This is a genomic window from Nocardiopsis sp. NPDC055879 (assembly GCF_053615935.1).
Genome location: NZ_JBSHCT010000003.1, coordinates 240,822 through 258,720, shown reverse-complemented (window position 1 = coordinate 258,720; position 17,899 = coordinate 240,822). Strand labels below are relative to the sequence as shown.

Annotated in this window: 15 protein-coding genes; 7 read left to right on the top strand and 8 right to left on the bottom strand. The window is 68.5% G+C overall.

The window, feature by feature from the left end; genetic code table 11:
* Nucleotides 1-43: 43 nt before the first annotated feature.
* Nucleotides 44-946 carry a LysR family transcriptional regulator gene (locus ACWGKS_RS05195; RefSeq protein ID WP_358515039.1) on the bottom strand — a complete coding sequence of 301 codons (903 nt, stop codon included), beginning with the start codon at nt 944-946 and terminating at the stop codon, nt 44-46.
* 133 nt (nt 947-1,079) lie between these two features.
* Between ACWGKS_RS05195 and ACWGKS_RS05190 the strand changes: the two genes are divergently transcribed.
* On the top strand, nt 1,080-2,264 hold the full coding sequence (locus tag ACWGKS_RS05190; RefSeq protein ID WP_358515042.1) for a CaiB/BaiF CoA transferase family protein: 1,185 nt from the start codon (nt 1,080-1,082) through the stop codon (nt 2,262-2,264).
* An 18-nt stretch (nt 2,265-2,282) separates the two neighbouring features.
* Nucleotides 2,283-3,575: an SLC13 family permease gene (locus ACWGKS_RS05185; RefSeq protein WP_358515044.1), complete on the top strand. Its 1,293-nt coding sequence runs from the start codon at nt 2,283-2,285 to the stop codon at nt 3,573-3,575.
* On the opposite strand, the gene ACWGKS_RS05180 is transcribed toward ACWGKS_RS05185, so the two are convergent.
* The 5 genes from ACWGKS_RS05180 to ACWGKS_RS05160 form a co-directional block, all read right to left on the bottom strand.
* Nucleotides 3,500-4,813, bottom strand: coding sequence for a sensor histidine kinase (locus ACWGKS_RS05180; protein WP_452521793.1), 1,314 nt, complete (start codon nt 4,811-4,813; stop codon nt 3,500-3,502). The two genes, ACWGKS_RS05185 and ACWGKS_RS05180, sit on opposite strands and share 76 nt — an antisense overlap.
* A 180-nt stretch (nt 4,814-4,993) precedes the next feature.
* Nucleotides 4,994-5,821, bottom strand: coding sequence for a carbohydrate ABC transporter permease (locus tag ACWGKS_RS05175; protein ID WP_358514227.1), 828 nt, complete (start codon nt 5,819-5,821; stop codon nt 4,994-4,996).
* A 41-nt stretch (nt 5,822-5,862) separates the two neighbouring features.
* Nucleotides 5,863-6,801 carry a carbohydrate ABC transporter permease gene (locus ACWGKS_RS05170; protein ID WP_452521791.1) on the bottom strand — a complete coding sequence of 313 codons (939 nt, stop codon included), beginning with the start codon at nt 6,799-6,801 and terminating at the stop codon, nt 5,863-5,865.
* A 25-nt stretch (nt 6,802-6,826) separates the two neighbouring features.
* Nucleotides 6,827-8,182 (bottom strand): ABC transporter substrate-binding protein, encoded by a 1,356-nt coding sequence (locus ACWGKS_RS05165; RefSeq protein ID WP_452521789.1) that lies wholly within the window; start codon nt 8,180-8,182, stop codon nt 6,827-6,829.
* A 19-nt stretch (nt 8,183-8,201) separates the two neighbouring features.
* The gene (locus ACWGKS_RS05160; protein ID WP_452521787.1) at nt 8,202-9,209 is read right to left on the bottom strand and encodes a LacI family DNA-binding transcriptional regulator; all 1,008 of its coding nucleotides are present in this window, start codon (nt 9,207-9,209) and stop codon (nt 8,202-8,204) included.
* A 163-nt stretch (nt 9,210-9,372) separates the two neighbouring features.
* Between ACWGKS_RS05160 and ACWGKS_RS05155 the strand changes: the two genes are divergently transcribed.
* Nucleotides 9,373-10,371 carry an ADP-ribosylglycohydrolase family protein gene (locus ACWGKS_RS05155; protein ID WP_358514235.1) on the top strand — a complete coding sequence of 333 codons (999 nt, stop codon included), beginning with the start codon at nt 9,373-9,375 and terminating at the stop codon, nt 10,369-10,371.
* Complete coding sequence (locus ACWGKS_RS05150) at nt 10,361-11,416, top strand: ADP-ribosylglycohydrolase family protein (RefSeq protein ID WP_452521785.1); 1,056 nt, start codon at nt 10,361-10,363, stop codon at nt 11,414-11,416. Before ACWGKS_RS05155 ends, ACWGKS_RS05150 begins: the two co-directional genes overlap by 11 nt.
* Before the next feature lie 59 nt (nt 11,417-11,475).
* Here the strand turns inward: ACWGKS_RS05150 and ACWGKS_RS05145 are convergent, their stop codons facing one another.
* Complete coding sequence (locus ACWGKS_RS05145) at nt 11,476-12,099, bottom strand: TetR/AcrR family transcriptional regulator (protein ID WP_452521783.1); 624 nt, start codon at nt 12,097-12,099, stop codon at nt 11,476-11,478.
* A gap of 229 nt (nt 12,100-12,328) precedes the next feature.
* On the opposite strand from ACWGKS_RS05145, the gene ACWGKS_RS05140 reads away from it, so the two are divergent.
* Nucleotides 12,329-13,471, top strand: a complete 1,143-nt coding sequence (locus tag ACWGKS_RS05140; RefSeq protein ID WP_452521781.1) for an acyl-CoA dehydrogenase family protein — start codon at nt 12,329-12,331, stop codon at nt 13,469-13,471.
* 9 nt (nt 13,472-13,480) lie between these two features.
* A complete protein-coding gene (locus tag ACWGKS_RS05135; protein WP_358514243.1) occupies nt 13,481-14,467 on the top strand; it encodes an NAD(P)H-dependent flavin oxidoreductase in 987 nt (328 codons plus the stop codon).
* A 132-nt stretch (nt 14,468-14,599) separates the two neighbouring features.
* Here the strand turns inward: ACWGKS_RS05135 and ACWGKS_RS05130 are convergent, their stop codons facing one another.
* Nucleotides 14,600-16,429, bottom strand: coding sequence for an AMP-dependent synthetase/ligase (locus ACWGKS_RS05130; RefSeq protein WP_452521779.1), 1,830 nt, complete (start codon nt 16,427-16,429; stop codon nt 14,600-14,602).
* A 245-nt stretch (nt 16,430-16,674) separates the two neighbouring features.
* Here ACWGKS_RS05130 and ACWGKS_RS05125 point away from each other — a divergent pair, with 245 nt between their 5' ends.
* Nucleotides 16,675-17,886, top strand: a complete 1,212-nt coding sequence (locus ACWGKS_RS05125; protein ID WP_358514247.1) for an acetyl-CoA C-acetyltransferase — start codon at nt 16,675-16,677, stop codon at nt 17,884-17,886.
* Nucleotides 17,887-17,899 lie beyond the last annotated feature (13 nt).

The following is a 17,899-nucleotide window of genomic DNA, read 5'->3' as shown; positions in this document are numbered from 1 at the left end:
TTATACAGCACGGGTCGGTGGAAACAGGGTCCACGCCACCGCGCTACCGACGTCCTAGGGCCTCGCCGTCGGTGAACTCCGCGGCCCGCTCCCGCACGAGACCGCGGACGATGAGCGCCGCCGGTGAGGGCCGGCCCTGGGAGCGCTGCACGAGACAGATCCGCACCGGCTCCGCGCCACGGATCGGGATCCAGCGCAGTCCGGGCACATCACCGGAGGTGTCGAAGCGCGCGAGCAGGCCGATGCCCGCCCCGTGACCCACCATGACCTTGAGCGACCGGGCCGACATCGTCTGCACGACGACGTCGGGGTCGGCGATGTTGTCGTGCAACCGATCCCACATCACGGTCCCGGCGCGCATGGTGACGATGGGCCACGTGGCGAGGTCGCGCCAGGCGAGTTCCTCACGTCGGGCCAACAGGTGGTCCGTGCGCACCACGACGCCCAGGGGCGCGCACGACAGCGGCGAGCGGCGAAGTCCAGCGGCGGCCGGTGCCGCCGGGGCCGAGATCACCCCGAAGTCCAGGTCACCGTGCCGCACACGGCTCTCGATGTCCCCAGAGGAGGTCTCGGTGACACCGAAGCGCAGGTCGGTGTGTTCGGCGCGCAGGCGAGCGACCACCGGCGCGATGAGGGTCTCGGCGACCACGGAGATCGCCCCGATCGCCACCCGCCCCTGGTAGGACCCACCCGATTCCGCGGCGGCCCGCAGGGCGGCGTCCTCGGCGGCCACCAGACGCGTGAGGGGTTCGATCATCGCCTGCCCGGCGTCGGTGGGGCGCACGCCCTGGTGGCTGCGGGTCAGCAGCACCACGTCGAGTTCCTCCTCCAGGAGGGCGACCTGCTCTCCGAGCGTGGGCTGGCTGACCCCACAACGTGAGGCGGCCGCCCGCAGGGAACCGGTCTCGACCGCCGCCAGAAAGTACCGTGCACGCTCGACTCGCATCGCGTCACCATAACGGACTCCCCTATCACCCGTCGAAGGTGCTCCCGTCTTCCACGCAGGTACCTCCGAGGGTCATGATCGACGCACGTCATCACATGAACCAGATCACACTCCAGGTGGAAGGAAATCCCTCATGGCCTCCCAGCCGCTCGCCGGGATCACCGTGCTCGACCTGTCCACCATCCTGGCCGGTCCGCTGGCCGCGACACTGCTCGGCGAGTTCGGAGCCGAGGTGATCAAGGTCGAACAACCCGGCACCGGCGACCCGGCCCGCCGTTACCCGCCGCTGGACGGCGACACTTCGGCGGGCTGGACCCTGCTCGGACGCGGCAGGCGCAGTCTCACGCTGGACCTGCACCGCCCCGGAGCTGCCGAGATCGTCGGGCGTCTGGCTCGCGAGGTCGACGTGGTGGTCACCAACTTCCGTCCGGCGACGCTGCGGCGGTTCGGTGTCGACTTCGACGACCTGCGTGCCTACCGCCGCGACCTCGTGATGGTGCACGTCAGCGCCTTCGGGCGGACGGGACCGTACGCCGACCGCCCCGGTTTCGCCCGGGTCGCCGAGGGGTTCGCCGGTCTGACCCATCGAACTGGGTTCCCCGACGGTCCACCGACCTTCACCGGCTACCCGGTGGCCGACGGTGTCACGGGGATCTACGCCGCGTTCGCCACGCTGCTGGCCCTACGCCAACGTGACCAGACGGGAGAGGCGCAGCTGGCCGACATCCCGCTATACGAGCCGTTGCTCCGGATGATGGAGGACTTCGTCGTGGACTACAGCGTGACCGGGCACAGCGTTCAGCGCCAAGGCAACCGGAACCCGCACATCAGCCCCAACGACATGTACCGCACCCGCGATGAGCGCTGGATCGCCCTGCCGGCCTCCACCGACCGCATGTGGGAACGGCTCGTCGAGCTGATGCGGGCCCCGGACCTGGCCGTCCACTCCACGATGGCGGCCAGGGTCGAACACCGGGACGAGATCGAGGGGCGGGTGGCCGCGTTCGTCGCCGAGCACGACGCCGTCGAGCTCCTGGCCCGGCTGGACGCGGCCGGTATCGCCGCCGGACCCGTCAACTCCGCCGAGCAGGTGTGCACGGACCCGCACATCCGGGAGCGCGGCTCGATCGTCGAGGTCCGGGATGCCCAGGGGCGCGGCAGGCTGGTCCAGGCGCCCGCCGGGCGCTTCTCCGGGTTCGAGGGGCGCATCGGCCGTCCGGCGCCGGGGTTGGGCGAGCACACCACCGAAGTCCTGCGCGACCTGCTCGGTATGACCGCGAACGAGATCGACGACCTGCGCCACCGCGGCCTCGTCTGAGCGAAAGGGACCTCCCCCGTGACCATCGCCGACCTCTCCATCGTCGTCCTGCTCCTCCTCTTCGCCGCCACCGCGTTGCGCGGTTTCAACCTCGGGCTGGGTGCCTTCGCCGCCGCGTTCCTCATCGGCGCCGCCACGGGGATCCCCTCCGAAGAGGTCACGGGGTTCTTCCCCGCCGACTTCTTCATCCTGATCGTCGGTGTGACCGCGCTGTTCACCGTCGCCAAGATCAACGGCACACTCGACTGGATGTTGGACGGGCTGCTGCGGCTGGTCAGGGGCAAAGCCCTGCTCGTGGCCCTGGTCCCGTTCGTCGCCGGGGCGCTCCTGGCGGCCTTCGGGACACTTCCCGCGGCGGCCACCGCGATCGTCGCGCCCATCGCCCTCGGGTTGTCGGCGCGCTACGGTCTCCCCCCGTTGACGATGGCCGTCCTGGGCATCATGGGCATCCTCAGCGGCCTGTTGTCACCCCTGGCCGTGTACGGCGTGACGGCCCACCAGCAGAGCGTCTCGATGGGGCTCGGCATGCCCGATCACGCACCGTTCACCCTCCTGGCCGGTTCCCTGCTCGCCGGCGTCGTCGTCTGCGTGGGGGTACTGACCGTGACCCGCCTCCTCGGCGCACTTCCCACGAGCCGGAGCCTGGTACCGGCCGACGGCCAGGCGGGGTCGACCACCGGCGATCCGGCCGACGCCGGGCGAGCGCCGGACCGGGCCGAGGCGCCCGACCTGTCGGTGCGCGTGGTCACCCTCGGCGGCATGGCCGCCGTTCTCGTCCTATCGGTGGGTTTCGACATGAACATCGGCTACCTGGGCGTCACCGCGGCCTGCCTTCAACTCCTGATCCTGCGGATCGAGCCCGCGCCGGCCGTGGCCCGCATGCCGTGGGGCATCGTGCTGCTGATCGGTGGTCTACTGACCTACATCGGTGTGATGCAGGACCTGGGCGCGTTCGAGCGCATCAGCGACCTGCTCACGATCGAGGGTTCGGCGATGCTGACCCTGCTCCTGCTGTGCTATATCGCCGGCATCACCTCGTTCGCCGCGAGCTCGATCGCGGTCTTCGTGACGGCGATGCCCCTGTTGCCCGCGGTCGTCGAAGCGGGGGCCTCCCCCATCGGCGCCATCCTGGCGGTGGCGTTGTCCTCGGTGATCGTCGACATCAACCCGCTCGGCATCACGGGCGGACTGATCCTCGGCGCGGCCCCGGAGGAGACACGACCGACCCTGTTCCGTCAGCTGCTGCTGTACGGACTGGTGTCCGTCGCCGTCGGTCCGCTGATCGTCTGGGCGGTCTTCGGCTGGTGGTGAGCCTCGACCTCCATTTCCTCCTCGGTGGACAGCAGGGCCCGCAGGCGCCATCCGCCGTCGGGGCAGGGACCCGCGCTGATCTCCCCACCCGCCAGAGCCACCCGCTCCCGCAGACCCGTCAACCCGTACCCACTACGCGGCAACGAGTGCACCACACCCGGAACCGGACCGTTGGCCACCTCCACCTCCAACCGATCCACCCCGTGGCGCAACCACACCCGCACCCGAGCACCCGTGGCGTGCTTGGCCGCGTTCGTCAACGCCTCCTGCACCACCCGAAACGCCGTACGCTGCACCGCCAAAGGCGACTCACCACCCTCACCCGCGTGCTCGCACTCCACATCCATCCCCGCACCACGCCACTGCGCCACCAACCCCGCCACATCCGCCAACACCGGCTGCGGAGCCGTGGGAGCCGCCTGCCCCTCCTCCTCACGCAACACACCCAAAATGCCACGCAACTCCGTCAACGCCTCACGCCCCGTGGTACGGATCAACCCCGCCGCCCGCTCGGTCCGCTCATCAACGGACGACACCTCCAACCCACCCGCGTGCAACACCATCAAACTCACCCGATGCGCCACCACATCATGCATCTCCCGCGCGATCCGCGTCCGCTCCGCCGTGATCGCCTGCTCGGCCATCATGTGCTGCTCACGCTCCAACCGCTCCGCACGCTCACGCAACCGCTCCACCAACTCACGCCGCGTACCGATCCACAAACCGGCGACCGTGGGCATGGCGAAGACGAAGACCCCGGTCATCACGTATTGGGCCACCGTGGCGTGGAAGACGACCCCGTGGGCCACACAGCCCAGCGTGAACCAGAGGGCGAGAACCCTGCGGTCGTCGAAGTGGGCCGGGTAGGAGTACAGACCCACCATCAGCGGGATCGGGTTGCCGTACAGCGCCAACATCAGCAGCCCGGCCAGCAGTAGCCACCTCGGGGCACTGCGCCGCCACAACATCGTCAGCGAGGCCAGGACCCCGGGCACCACGAAGCACAGCGCGCCCAGCCCCAGCAACCACCAGCGCTCTCCCGCGAACGAGGAGAGGAAGTCCGTGAGCGGTGTGGAGAGCAGACCCAGTTCCCCGGTGATCCCGACCAGCATCGCCACCCCGCTGAAGGGCAGCGTGAACAGGGCGAAACACCAGTCGGCGATGCGCAACCGACGGTTCCACCACCACATCCCGTTCCGCCGCGCCAGCGCCTTGACCCGGTCCGTCCGCTCGCTCATCCGCCCCATCATCGGCCCGAGTATAAGAGGTCCCCGTCCCGTGCTCGATCGTGTACGGGTTCGGGGCCCGGATGGTGCGCCATCCGGGCCCCGGATCCCCCAATCGGCCGAGACGACGGCCCAGGACGGTGGCCGCCTCTCGATCCGCGGATCGGACGGCCCGAGGGCCGCCCCTGATGGTCAGTTCGCCATGCCGGTGGAGGCGTAGCCCTCCACGAAACGACGTTGCAGGACCAGGAACAACACCAGTACGGGCAGGATCATGATGATCCCGGCCGCGCTCACCAGGGCGTAGTTGACGGTGAAGCCCTGCTGGAAGGAGTACAACGAGATCGACACCGGGAGGGCCTCGTTGTCCTGGATGAAGGTGACCGCGAGGAGGAACTCGTTGTAGGCCTGGAGCGCGGCGACCAGGCCGGCGGTGATCACACCGGGCCAGATGAGGGGCAGCACGATGCGGAAGAACACCGTCGCCTCCCCCGCCCCGTCCATGCGGGCTGCCGCCTCGTAGTCGGGCGGGATGGCAATGAGGTACGACCTGAGCAGCAGGGTGCTGAACGGGCTGTAGATCGCCCAGTAGATCAGGATGAGCCCGATCTGCGTGTCGTACAGGCCCAACCGCGTCCACCAGTTCACCAGCGGAACGAGGAAGAGCTGGATGGGCAGCGCCGTCACCACCAGGAGGTACATCGTGAGCGCGCCGGGGGCCGGGATGTCCAACCGGACCATGGCGTAGGCGGCCATTCCGGAGATCAGGCACACCCCGGTCGCCGTGGCGAGCACGATGACCAGGCTGTTGGACAGGCCCGCCGCCATGTTCGCGTTCTGCCAGGCGGTGAGGAAGTTGTCCCACATCGCCTCGGCGGGCGGCCCCATCGGGTTGGTGCTGATCTCGGCCGGGTTCTTCAGCGAGCTGAAGAGCAGGACCAGGATCGGGCCGATGGCGTACAGGGCCAGTAGTACGAGAACCAGGTAGACGAGCGGCCCACCTCCCCGGGAGGAGGTCACGCGTCGCCTTCGCGGCGCGCGCCGTTCCGATACGGACGTCATCACACCTCCCAGCGCAGTCGGCGCCGGAGCACGAGGTAACCGGCGATGGTGGTGGCACTGATCAGGGCCATGACGACGCCTACGGCGGAGGCGTGACCGGCGCGGCCCTCACCGAACGCCGTTCGGTAGAGCAGGGTGCTCAGCATGTCCGTGGAACCGGCGGGGCCGCCCTGGGTGAGGATGTAGACGTAGTCGAAGACCAGGAACGACCAGATGATGGTCATCAGCAGCAGAAAGACCAGGGTCGGCCTGATGCCCGGCAGGGTGACGTGCCAGAACTCGCGCCAGCGTCCCGCCCCGTCCAGACGGGCCGCCTCGTACAGGGCCGGGTTGACCGACTGCATGGCGGCCAGGAAGAGCATGACCAGGAAGCCCCACCACTGCCAGTTGTTGATGAGGGCGATGGCGCCCAGCGCCAGTTCCGGGTCACCGAGCGGGTTGAGGTCGCTCATTCCCGGCACCCCGAAGGAATCCAGGACGGGGATGATCCCGGCCGTCGGGCTGAGGATCTGCCGCCAGACGGCCGCCGAGACGACCGTGGCCACCACGTACGGAATGAAGAACAGGGTCTGGAAGAGGAGCCGCCCCCGGCGGATACGGCTGAGCAGGTAGGCGCCCAACAGGCCCATGCTCATGGGCACCGTGAGGAAGAACAACGTCCACAACAGGTTGTGGCCGAGCGCGTTGACGAAGGCTTCGTCCCCGGCCAACGCGGCGTAGTTCTCCCACCCGACGAAGGACGGGGTGTTGATCCCGTCCCAGTCGGTGAACGAGTACGCCACCGAGGTCGACGCCGGTCCGGCGATCACCAGGACGTTGACGATCAACAAAGGCGCCAGGAACAGGAACCCGGTCAGGCGGCGACGCCTGTTGGTGCGGGCCGGCGAGGGACGCGATGTGGCTGTTCCCCCGCCGGCCACGAGAGTGGTGGTGGACATCCGGTGGGTGGTTTCCGTTCCCTGTCTACTGGGGCGTGAACGGGGCGGGGGAGGCGCCCGAACCGAGTTCCTGGTGGAAGGTCGAGTCCAGGATCTCCGTGTACTCCTCGGGCGACAGGTCACCGGTGATGACCTTGTCGAACTCGGTGTACAGCGCGGTGTTGGTCTCGGGCGGGAGGAAGGTCCAGCTCGCGTAGCCGATGTTGGTCGACGCGGGGATCTCCTCGTACAGGCGCTGGACCCTGGGGTCGGTGTCCTCGGGGAAGTCGGAGGCCTCGTAGGCGACCGGGGGCGGGTTCTCCCCCTGCACGGCCAGGTACTCCAGGGAACGGGTGGTGTCCCCCATGATGTGGTCCAGGAACGCCGCCGCGGCGTCGGGGTCGGAACTGGCGGAGTCGATCGACAGCGCGGTTCCGATGGCGAGGGGGAACACACCCGGGTCGACGTCGTCGGCCAGGGAGGGCAGCGGCGCCCAGTCCCAGTCCTCGGGGTCGTTGCCCGAGTCGGTGAAGAAACTCCCCATGGAGCTGAAGCTCCAGGTACCGCTCATGTACATCGCCACGTCACCGGTGGCCAGTCCGGTGCACATGTCGGGGTCGGTGTTGGTGAAGTAACGGTCGGCACCGCCGCCCCACCATCCCTTGTCCAGCTGCGACTTCATCGACTTGAAGAGGTCGACCACGACCGGGTCGGACCAGTCGCGGTGACCGGTGAGCACGTCGTACAGGAAGCGCGGTCCCAGTCCGGCGTTGAGCAGGCAGGTCAGGTACCACTCGCTCTGAGCGGGGTAGCCGCTGTTGCCCGCGCCGACCGGGATCATGCCCTTGGAGTCGGCGTCCTCGCAGAGGTCCTCGAACTCGGCCTTGGTCGTGGGAGGCGTCCAGCCGTTGTCCTCGAAGACGGCCCGGTTGTAGTACAGGACCATGGAGCCGTAGCTGGTGGGGACGGAGTGGAGGCGGTCGTCCACCCGGCTCAGCTGCATGGCCCAGGGCAGCAGGCGGTCCTCCCACCCGTACTCGGTCGCGTAGTCGTCCAGTTCGAGGGTCTTGAGGCCCTGAGCGTAGTTGACCGAGGTGGAGGGGCCGGGCGAGTAGATGATGTCCGGGGCGTTTCCGGAGGAGACGGCGGTGTCGGTGAGCGAGGCCAGGTCGGTGAGCTGCTTGGTCGACATGCTCACCGAGTGCCCGCTGGACTCGTTGAAGGTATCGATGAACTGGGAGCGGAAGTACTCCTCGGTCTCGGGCGTGGGGAAGGCACCCCAGTACTCGACACCGGAAGAGGAACCGCCCCCAGAGTTTCCGCAGCCCGACAGGAGCCAGGCGCCGGCGAACGCTCCTCCCGCCAGCTTGAACATGTCACGGCGGGGAAGTTGGTAGGTCACGGGGGTCCTTTTGGGGTCGTCAGGTCGATTCACGGACGATGAGTTTTTGGGGGAGCACGACCTCGCGCACGCCTTCACTGGGGGTGCCGGATAGGCGGTCGAGGAGGAGACGCGCACAAGCCCGACCTATCTCAAAGGCGGGGTTGTGCACGGTGGTGAGTCGCGGCGTCACCAGTGAGGCGGCCTCGATGTCGTCGTAGCCGGTGACGGCGACGTCGCCGGGGACGGTCAGTCCCCTCTCGCGGATCGCGTCCATGGCACCGACGGCCATCAGGTCGTTTCCGCAGACCAGGGCCTCGGGCCTCGGCTCCAGGTTCAACAACGCGTGCGAACCGCTCGCCCCCCCGGTGCGTGTGAAGGTCCCCGTGACGATGAGGTCCTCGTCCACGTCCAGGCCGAACTCGCGAAGGGCCCGGTGGTAGCCGGCCAGGCGCAGTCGCCCGGGCGCACTGTCGAGTTCGCCGTTGACCAACCCGATCCTGCGGTAGCCGCGCTCCAGCAGGTGTGCGACCACATCGGCCATACCACCGGTGTCGTCGGCGCGCACGATGTCACCGAAGCGCGGGTCCAGTTCGCCGCTGAGTCGCACCAGCGCGGTCCCTGCGGCGGTGATGTCGTTGAAGTGGCGGTCCTGCGCGTTCAACGACGCCAGGACGACACCGTCGACCCTGCGGTTCAGCAGGTGACCGATCACCGAGTCCAGGTCCTGGGTGGTCCCCTGGGCCACACAGACCGAGATCAGGAACCCCTCGGGCTGTAGAACCTCCTGCAGCCCCGCCGCCATCAGCGGATAGAACGGGTTGGTGACGTCGGAGACGACCAGGGCGACCGCGTGACTACGACCGGTGCGCAGTCCCCGGGCCGAGGGGTCGGGGCGGTACCCCAGTTCCTCGATGACCCTTAGCACTTTGGCCTTGGTGCGTTCACTCACCGGCCTGCGACCGCTCAGAACGTGGGAGACGGTCGTGACGCTCACCGCGGCGGCGGCTGCGACATCGGCGATGCCGACGCGGTGTTCCTTGCTCATCGTCCCCACTTCGACGCATGCAAAACGTCTTGCAAATTTCCGAGCCTCATGGTGTCGAAATCACCCCAAGCTGTCAAACAAACCACCGATGTTCCCTTTTGCTCCTGCTCTGAGCTCGTGCCATCCTGGTTCGGCTTATGCAAAACGATGTGAGAGGACTCCGATGGTCACGCGTGACCGGTGCCGAGGGGCACTGTTGGGGTTGGCCGTCGGCGACGCCATGGGGGCGCCCACCGAGGGCATGACCCCGGAGGCCATCCACGCCGCACACGGACGTGTCGAGGGATTTCTCCACACCCAGGCCTCGGGAACCGATGACACCGAGTACGCGGTGTTGTGCGCCCAAGGGCTGCTCGCCCACGGTCGCCGGTTGACCTCGAACGACGTCGCGGCCGTATGGACACGGGCCGTGCTGACGCAGAACGGGGGGTTCCACGGGGCCGGCTTCAGCGAGATGGGCGCCATCGCCAATCTCCGCGCCGGGGTCGCCCCGCCTGTGAGCGGCAACGACAACCACGAATCGTGGAGCGATGGCGCGGCCATGAGGGTGGCGCCCATCGGTGTCCTGTGCGCCGGTGATCCGGCGGAGGCGGCCCGACTCGCCCGCGAGGACGCCCAGGTCAGTCATGCCGCGGACGGGATCTACGGGGCACAGGCCATCGCCGCGGCCGTGGCGCGCGCTCTGGTGACCGACGACCACACCGAGGTCATCGCCGCCGGCCTCGCCGCGGTGGCCGAGGACACTTGGACCGCCAGGCTCCTTCGGCAGGCCCTGGACGTGGCGTCCCATGCTTCCAGCATGGCCGAAGCGGAGCGGGAACTCTACCGTCGGATCCCGCTCTTCCACTACCCCTGGCCCGACAGCGCCCCCGAGGCGGTGGCCCTGGCCTTCGGGCTCTTCGCCGCGGCCCGGGGCGCCTTCGTCCCCAGCGTGGTGAGCGCCGTCAACATCGGCCGGGACTCGGACACGATCGCGGCCATGGCGGGGGCCATGGCCGGAGCAATGCACGGTGAGACCGCCATCCCCCGAGAGTGGCGGACCAAGGTCAGGCAGGTCTCCGGAGTCTGTGTGACCGCGACCGCCGGCACCGACCTGGTGGACCTGGCCGACGCCCTGTACGAGGTTTCCCAGGGGAACGAGGAGTACGAGAATGCGACCTGAGAACGCTCGCGGCGCCCTGCTCGGCCTGGCGATGGGCGATGCCCTGGGCCTGCCCGCGGAGTACCACCGTCACGCCCGCGCCGGTTGGGGTCGCGGTGTGCTGTGGGAGAAGAACGTCGACCTGGACCGTCAACAGATCTCCCGCCCCCTCCTGCCCTTCGTTCCGGGGCACACCGAGCTCAACCCGCTGTGCGGGACCGACGACACCGAGACCGCCGCCACCGCCGCGCTCGTCCTGTTGGAAGCCGGTGCGCACGACCTGCGGTCGCTGTTCCAGGAGTGGCGCACGCACTACGTGGACACCGAGGACGTCTGGTGCGGGATCGCCGAGCGGGGTGCGGTCCTCCACGCCCTCGAAGGCCGGGTCCCGCCGGTGACGGGAACCGACAACCCGGTCTACTGGGACGACGGGGCGGTACCGGCGGCGGTGTCCGTCGGTCTGTTCCACTCCGGTGACACCCGGAAGGCCTCCGAGACGGCAACGGAGTACGCACGCATCACGCACGACCGTGACGGCGTGTGGGCGGCGGGTGCGATGGCGCACGCCATCGCCGCCCTGGCCGCCGGAGAGCACCTCGTCACGGCCCTGTCGGAGGCCGAGCGCACCGTTCCGGACGACAGCTGGCTGCGCCGCGGCATCGAACGCGCCGCGGCCATCGTTCCCGACCGAGCGGAAGGCGTGTTCGCGACGGTCCCGAGCCTGATCGACGCCTTCGGACGTCCCGGTTACAGCCACGGTGGCGTGGCACCCGAGACCCTTCCGCTCGCCTTCGCCATCACACGCCTGGTCGAAGGTGACCTCACGTCCGGTCTACAGACCGCGGCCCTGTTCCCACGCCAGTCCGACAGCCTGCCCGCGATGGTGGGAGCCCTGTGCGGAGCGACCGGTGGCGACGACGCGGTCCCCGACACCTGGCGAGACCACGTCGACCTGGTCGAAGGGGTCCTCCTGCCACGGGTGGCCGGACAACGCCTGACCGAGCTGGCGGACCGGCTGGTGACGCCTCGCATGAGCACGGAACACCTGGGCGCGCCCACGCGCTGACCCGGTCCCGCGATTCCGGCGGCCACGCGGTCGATCCGCCGTGGCCGCCGGTCGGCCCATCAAACGGACGCGTCCTCGCGCACGGCGGGAAAGACGCTCCGCAACAGGTGGAGAATCGTCTTGGTCAGCATGACGTGCAGGTCCGCACGGCTGAGCGCGTCCCGCACCAACCACTCCCTGGAAGCGGCCTTGAGCATGCTCCCGTAGGCGCGGACCATCGCGCGTAGCTTCTCCCGCCCCTCGACCACGTCGGTCATCATGGCGGCCTGGAGAAGGTGGTCGGTGGCCACCTCATCGGCTTCGAGCATGATCTCCTCGGTGTCGCGGTCCTGCCCGATGGCCTCGGAGCCGATGGCCGACAACCACATCTCCGCGTTGCGTTCGACGAAGTCCAACCAGCGGTCCACGCAGATCGAGATCCGTTCCTCGATCGTGGTCCGGGGCAGGTTCTCCGCCACCGAGTGCGGCACCAACAGCATCTGCCGCACGACTTCGAGGTACAGCTGTCGTTTGCCACCGAAGTAGTGGTTGACCAGTCCCCGCGCGGCCCCCGCCTCCTGGGCGATCTCGGAGACCGAGACGGCCGAGTACGTCCGCTCACCGAACAGCCTGCGGGCCACGGTGAGGATCTCCGAACGCCTCTGATCCGGTTCGAGCCGCCGCCGTTGCACGGGAGGTCCCATGGTCTTCCGTCCCTTCCCCCGGGTTGACGGGGTGCTAATACCGGCCACAAAAGTGCCTCCGAAGCACCGGCCGACCCTACCCGGAGTTCACTGATCTGAACCGTAACGAACGCTGGAAGCGTACCCGATCAGCCCTCCATGGATGACCTTCCAGCACTATTGACACAGCGACAATAACTTGAGGACAATGATCGGAGTTCTCGGATCCAACGCAGAAGGAAGGCCCGGCATGCCACGAGTCCTGACCGACGAGCAAAAGGACCTGGTCGAGTCGATCAACCGGTTCTGCCAGAACGAATTCGGCACCAAGGACCAGCGCGACGCGCTCACCGACCACGGACAGGAACCGCACAGCCAGGCCGTCTACGACAAGATGGCCGACCTGGGCTGGTTGGGCATCTCCCTGCCCGAGGAGTACGGAGGCTCGGGTCTCGGTATGACGGACCTGTGCCTCTTCCTTGAGGAGACCGCCTACGGCCGGGCCCCGATCAGCGGTTTCGGCACCACCATCATCGCCGCCGCGACCTACGAGAAGTTCGGCACCGAGGAACAGAAGCGCAAGGTCCTCGAAGGCGTCGTGCGGGGCCGGGTCGAGGCCATCTCCATGTCGGAGCCCGGCGCCGGCTCCGACGTCGGCGCCCTGGTCTGCAAGGCCGAGCGCACCGAAGGCGGGTACGTGGTCAACGGTCAAAAGACCTGGTGCTCCAACGCGCACATCTCCGACCACATCCTGCTCGTCGCCCGCACCTCCGGCGAGGGCTCCAAGCACCAGGGCCTGACCCAGTTCATGGTGCCGACCGACACCGAGGGTCTGAAGATCAGCGGCATCGACACCATGGGCGGCCGTGAGGTCAACGACCTCTACTTCACCGACTGCTTCGTGCCGGACTCGGCCGTGGTCGGCGCGCGGGGCCAGGCCTGGGCCCAGCTCATGTCCGGACTGAACCTGGAGCGCATGATCCTGGCCGCCCTCATGCTCGGCACCGCGCGTCGGGCCTTCGACGACACCCTGGACTACGTGAGTCGGCGCGAGCAGTTCGGTCGACCGATCGGATCCTTCCAGGCGCTCAAACACCGCATCGCGGACATGGCCACCGAACTCGAATGCGCCCGGCTCCTGCTGGACGACGTCGCCGCCGCCATCGACGCCGAACCCGACCGCGTCTTCGCGCGCGAGGCCTCCATGGCCAAGCTCAAGTGCACCGAACTGGCCAAGCACGTGACCCTGGAGGGCATGCAGATGCTGGGCGGCTACGGATACGCCACCGAGTACGGAATGGAGTCGCTGCTGCGCTCGACCGTGGTCTCCACCGTGTACGGGGGCACGAGCGAGATCCAGCGGGACATCATCGGCAAGACCTACGGGCTGTGAGGCGCACCGATGCTGACAACCCGATTCACCGAGACCTTCGGGATCGAGCACCCGATCGCCCAGGGCGGCATGCAGTGGGTGGGACGGGCCGGGCTCGTCGCGGCCGTGGCCGAATCCGGCGCGCTCGGGTTCCTGACCGCGCTGACCCAACCGACCCCGGAGGCACTGACCCAGGAGATCCGGCGCTGTCGGGAGATGACCGACAGGCCGTTCGGCGTCAACCTCACCATCCTCCCCTCCATCAACCCTCCCCCCTACGACGAGTACCGTCAGGCGATCATCGAGAGCGGCGTCAAGATCGTGGAGACGGCCGGTTTCAACCCGGCCGAACACATGCCGCGATTCCGCGAGGCCGGGGTCAAGGTGCTGCACAAGTGCACCAGCGTGCGGCACGCGATCAAGGCCGAGCGGATCGGCGTCGACGCGGTGAGCGTCGACGGGTTCGAGTGCGCCGGTCACCCGGGTGAGGACGACATCCCCGGGCTCGTCCTCATCCCCGCCGCGGCGAGGAGGTTGTCGATCCCCATGATCGCCTCCGGCGGTTTCGTGGACGGTGCCGGGCTGACCGCGGCCCTGGCCCTGGGCGCCGACGGCGTCAACATGGGCAGCCGGTTCCTGTGCACGGCCGAGTCCCCGGTGCACCAGAGGGTCAAGGAACAGATCGTCGCCGGCAGCGAGGTGCAGACCGAACTGATCTTCCGTTCCCTGCGCAACACGGCGCGGGTGGCGAGCAACTCGGTCAGCCGGAAGGTCGTCGAGATCCTGGCCGATGGGGGCACCTTCCCCGACGTCCGGGACCTGGTCTCCGGGGCCCGCGGGCGCAAGGTGTTCGAGGACGGTGACGTCGAGGCCGGGATCTGGAGCGTGGGTCTGGCCCAGGGCCTGATCGAGGACATCCCGACCGTCGGAGAGGTCGTCGACCGCATCGTGGCCGAGGCCGAGGAGCTGATCTCCCGGCGTCTTCCCTCCCTGCACCGGTCCGACTCCCCCGTGTGAGGCCCGTGTCCCGTCAACATGGAGGGGCCGGGTGACCGTTCGATCGGTCACCCGGCCCCCTCTTTTTCAGGGAGGTGCGACCGACGGGAGGAGTCCCCCTGGCGCGGAAGGGGGACGGTCGGCCGCACCCGTTCAGGTGGTCCGATAGAGCTCGTCGATCACGTCGGCGTAGCGCTCCGAGACGACCCTGCGCTTCAGGCTCAGCTTGGGGGTCAGCTCACCGGACTCGGCGGTCCACGGTCCACCCAGGACCTTGTACTTCTTGACCTGTTCGACCTGGGCGAGCACCGAGTTGGCCTGTGCGACCGTCTCGTCGAGCGCCTTGGCCACCTCGGGGTGGCCCGCCAGTTCGTCCAGGTCCGCGAACTCGATCCCCTGGGCGGCGGCCCAGGCCGGCGCACCCTCCTCGTCGAGGACGATGAGCGCGGTGACGTAGGGACGGGTGTCCCCGATCGCCACCGCCTGCGCGATGAGGGGGTGCGAGCGCAGGGAGGACTCGATCTTGGTGGGGGCGATGTTCTTGCCCCCCGAGGTGATGATGATCTCCTTCTTGCGGTCGGTGACGGCGACGATGCCCCTCTCGTTGACCACACCGATGTCACCGGTGGCCAACCAGCCGTCCTCGTCGGTGTCGGACACGATGTTCCCGTCACCGTCCAGGTATCCGGGGAAGACCACGGGCCCGCGCACGAGGAGTTCGCCGTCCTCGGCGACGGTCACCTCCACCCCCGGGCCCGGCCTGCCGACCGCGCCCAGTTCGAAGGCCTCGGGTGTGCTCACGGTCGCGGCCCCGGTGGTCTCGCTCAGGCCCCACACCTCGTACACGGAAAGACCGAGGCTCGCGAGGAACTCCAGGACCGGTGTGGGGATGGGCGCGGCGCCACTGAAGGCCCGGTGACACTCGTCGAGGCCGATGGCGGCCCGGATCGGTTTCAACACCTGGTCGTCGAGCCCTCGCACCCGCTCGGTGAGCTCCGCGGGCACCTCCCGGCCCTCGGACCGGAGCCGGAAGACCTGAACCGCGCCCTCGCCGGCCTGTCGCACCGCCGCGGCGGCCTCCGGCGGGAGTTGGGCGAGCTTGGCCTTGAGACCCATGGCCAGCTTCTCCCACACGCGGGGCACGCCGAAGAAGCCGTTCGGGCGGACCGTCCGCAACGCCCGTAGGAAGTCGGCCTGGTCCGCGCAGATGGTGACGTGCCCGGCGTTGCAGATCGGCATGTAGATACCGAGCACGCGTTCGGCGATGTGCGCCAACGGCAGGTAGGCCACCGAGCGGGGGTGGTCGGGCACCTTGACGAGGTGGTCCTGCATCAGGGACTCGTGGACGGCGTTGCGGTGGGACAGGACGACGCCCTTGGGGTCGCCGGTGGTGCCCGAGGTGTAGACGAGTGCCAACGGGTCGTCGGTGTCGACCGCGTCGGTCATCTCCTCGAACTCGGGGCTGTCCGCGCTGAGCAGGTCGTCGCCGCGCAGGGCGTCGTAGCCGACGAAGCGCGCGTCGTCGGGGCGGATCAGGTCCTTGTCGAGGACGATGATCGAGCGCAGGTGCGGAAGCTCGTCGAGGATCGGCTCCCAGCGCCGCATCTGTTCGGCCCCCTCCAGGACCACCATGGTGGCGGCGCTGTGGTGCGCGATGTAGCGGATCTGCTCGGTGCTGAGGGTGTCGTAGGTACTACAGGCGAGGGCGCCGAGGTGGATCGCGGCCAGGTCGGTGACCCAGTGCTCGGGCCGTTTGGACATCGAGATCAGCACGCGGTCCGCGGGGAGCAGACCGAGCTTGGTGAGCCCCCTCGCGAGGGTCGCGACCTCGTCGCGCAGACGCGACCAGGTCCACACCGGGGAGTCGGGGTCGAGGCCGCCGGTGAGGGCGGGACGGTCGGGAAAGCTCTGGGCGTTACGGCGCAGCAATCGGGGGATCGTCTGTCCCTCAACGGCTTGCCGCACCTCGTTCGCGGTCGTCACGGATCGTTCCCTTCGTCGTGAGCCGCCAGGACATGTTGTGACCGACACCACGCTGTATCGTTATTGCCCACATGTCAATAGTTCTTTGAGATCCATCCGTCGGATCGCCCATATCTACCTTTGGCGCGTAAGAACGGTGCAATCTCAGCCTTAGCACCTATTGACATCGGGACAACAAGGACGATCATGGGTGGAGCCGAACACACGGGCCGAGGTCCGCCCTCGGAGGAAAGGACGCCACTCACGTGACGACCGAGGCATACATCTACGACGCGATCCGGACGCCCCGGGGCCGGGGCAAGAAGGGCTCCCTCCACCAGGTCAAACCCCTGTCCCTGGTCACCGGACTGCTCGACGAACTACGAGCACGCCACCCCGAACTGGACCCCGAGCGGATCGACGACGTCGTCCTCGGCGTGGTCTCGCCCGTGGGCGACCAAGGAATGGACATCGCCAAGACCGCCGCCTTGAAGGCCGGTCTGCCCGACCACGTCGCCGGGGTCCAGCTCAACCGGTTCTGCGCCTCCGGCCTCGAAGCGGTGAACACGGCCGCGCAGAAGGTCCGTTCCGGCTGGGAACAGCTGGTGATCGCCGGCGGCGTGGAATCCATGTCGCGGGTGCCCATGGGCAGCGACGGCGGTCCCATGAGCGACGATCCCGAGACCAACTACGACACGTACTTCGTCCCCCAGGGCATCGGCGCCGACCTGATCGCCACCATCGAGGGCTTCTCCCGGGACGACGTCGACGCCTACGCGGTGCGTTCGCAGGAACGGGCCGCCCAGGCCTGGACCGGCGGCCACTTCGCCAAGTCGGTGATCCCGGTCCGGGACCGCAACGGGGTCCCGCTGCTGGGCCAGGACGAGCACATGCGCGCCGACACGACGTTGGAGACCCTCGGCGCGTTGACGCCCGCCTTCGCGGGCATCGGCGACATGGGCGGCTTCGACGACGTGGCACTGCAGAAGTACCACTGGGTCGAAAGCATCGACCACGTGCACACCCCGGGTAACTCCTCGGGGATCGTGGACGGCGCGGCGCTGACCCTGATCGGCTCCGAACAGGTGGGCGAGGACCTCGGGCTCCGCCCCCGCGCCCGGATCGTGAGCGGCGTGGTCAGCGGCGCCGACCCGACGATCATGCTCACCGGCCCGGCGCCGGCCACTCGCAAGGCCCTCGCCCTGGCCGGGTCGACGGTGGACGACATCGACCTGTTCGAGATCAACGAGGCCTTCGCCTCGGTCGTCCTGAAGTACGTCAAGGACCTCGATCTTCCCTGGGAGAAGGTCAACGTCAACGGCGGCGCGATCGCCATGGGTCACCCGCTCGGCGCGACCGGGGCGATGCTCGTCGGCACCGTCGTGGACGAACTGGAGCGTCGCGACGCCCGACGCGCCGTGGTGAGCCTGTGCGTGGGCGGTGGCATGGGGATCGCCTCGGTCATCGAACGCGTTTGACCCCCTCCCCCGA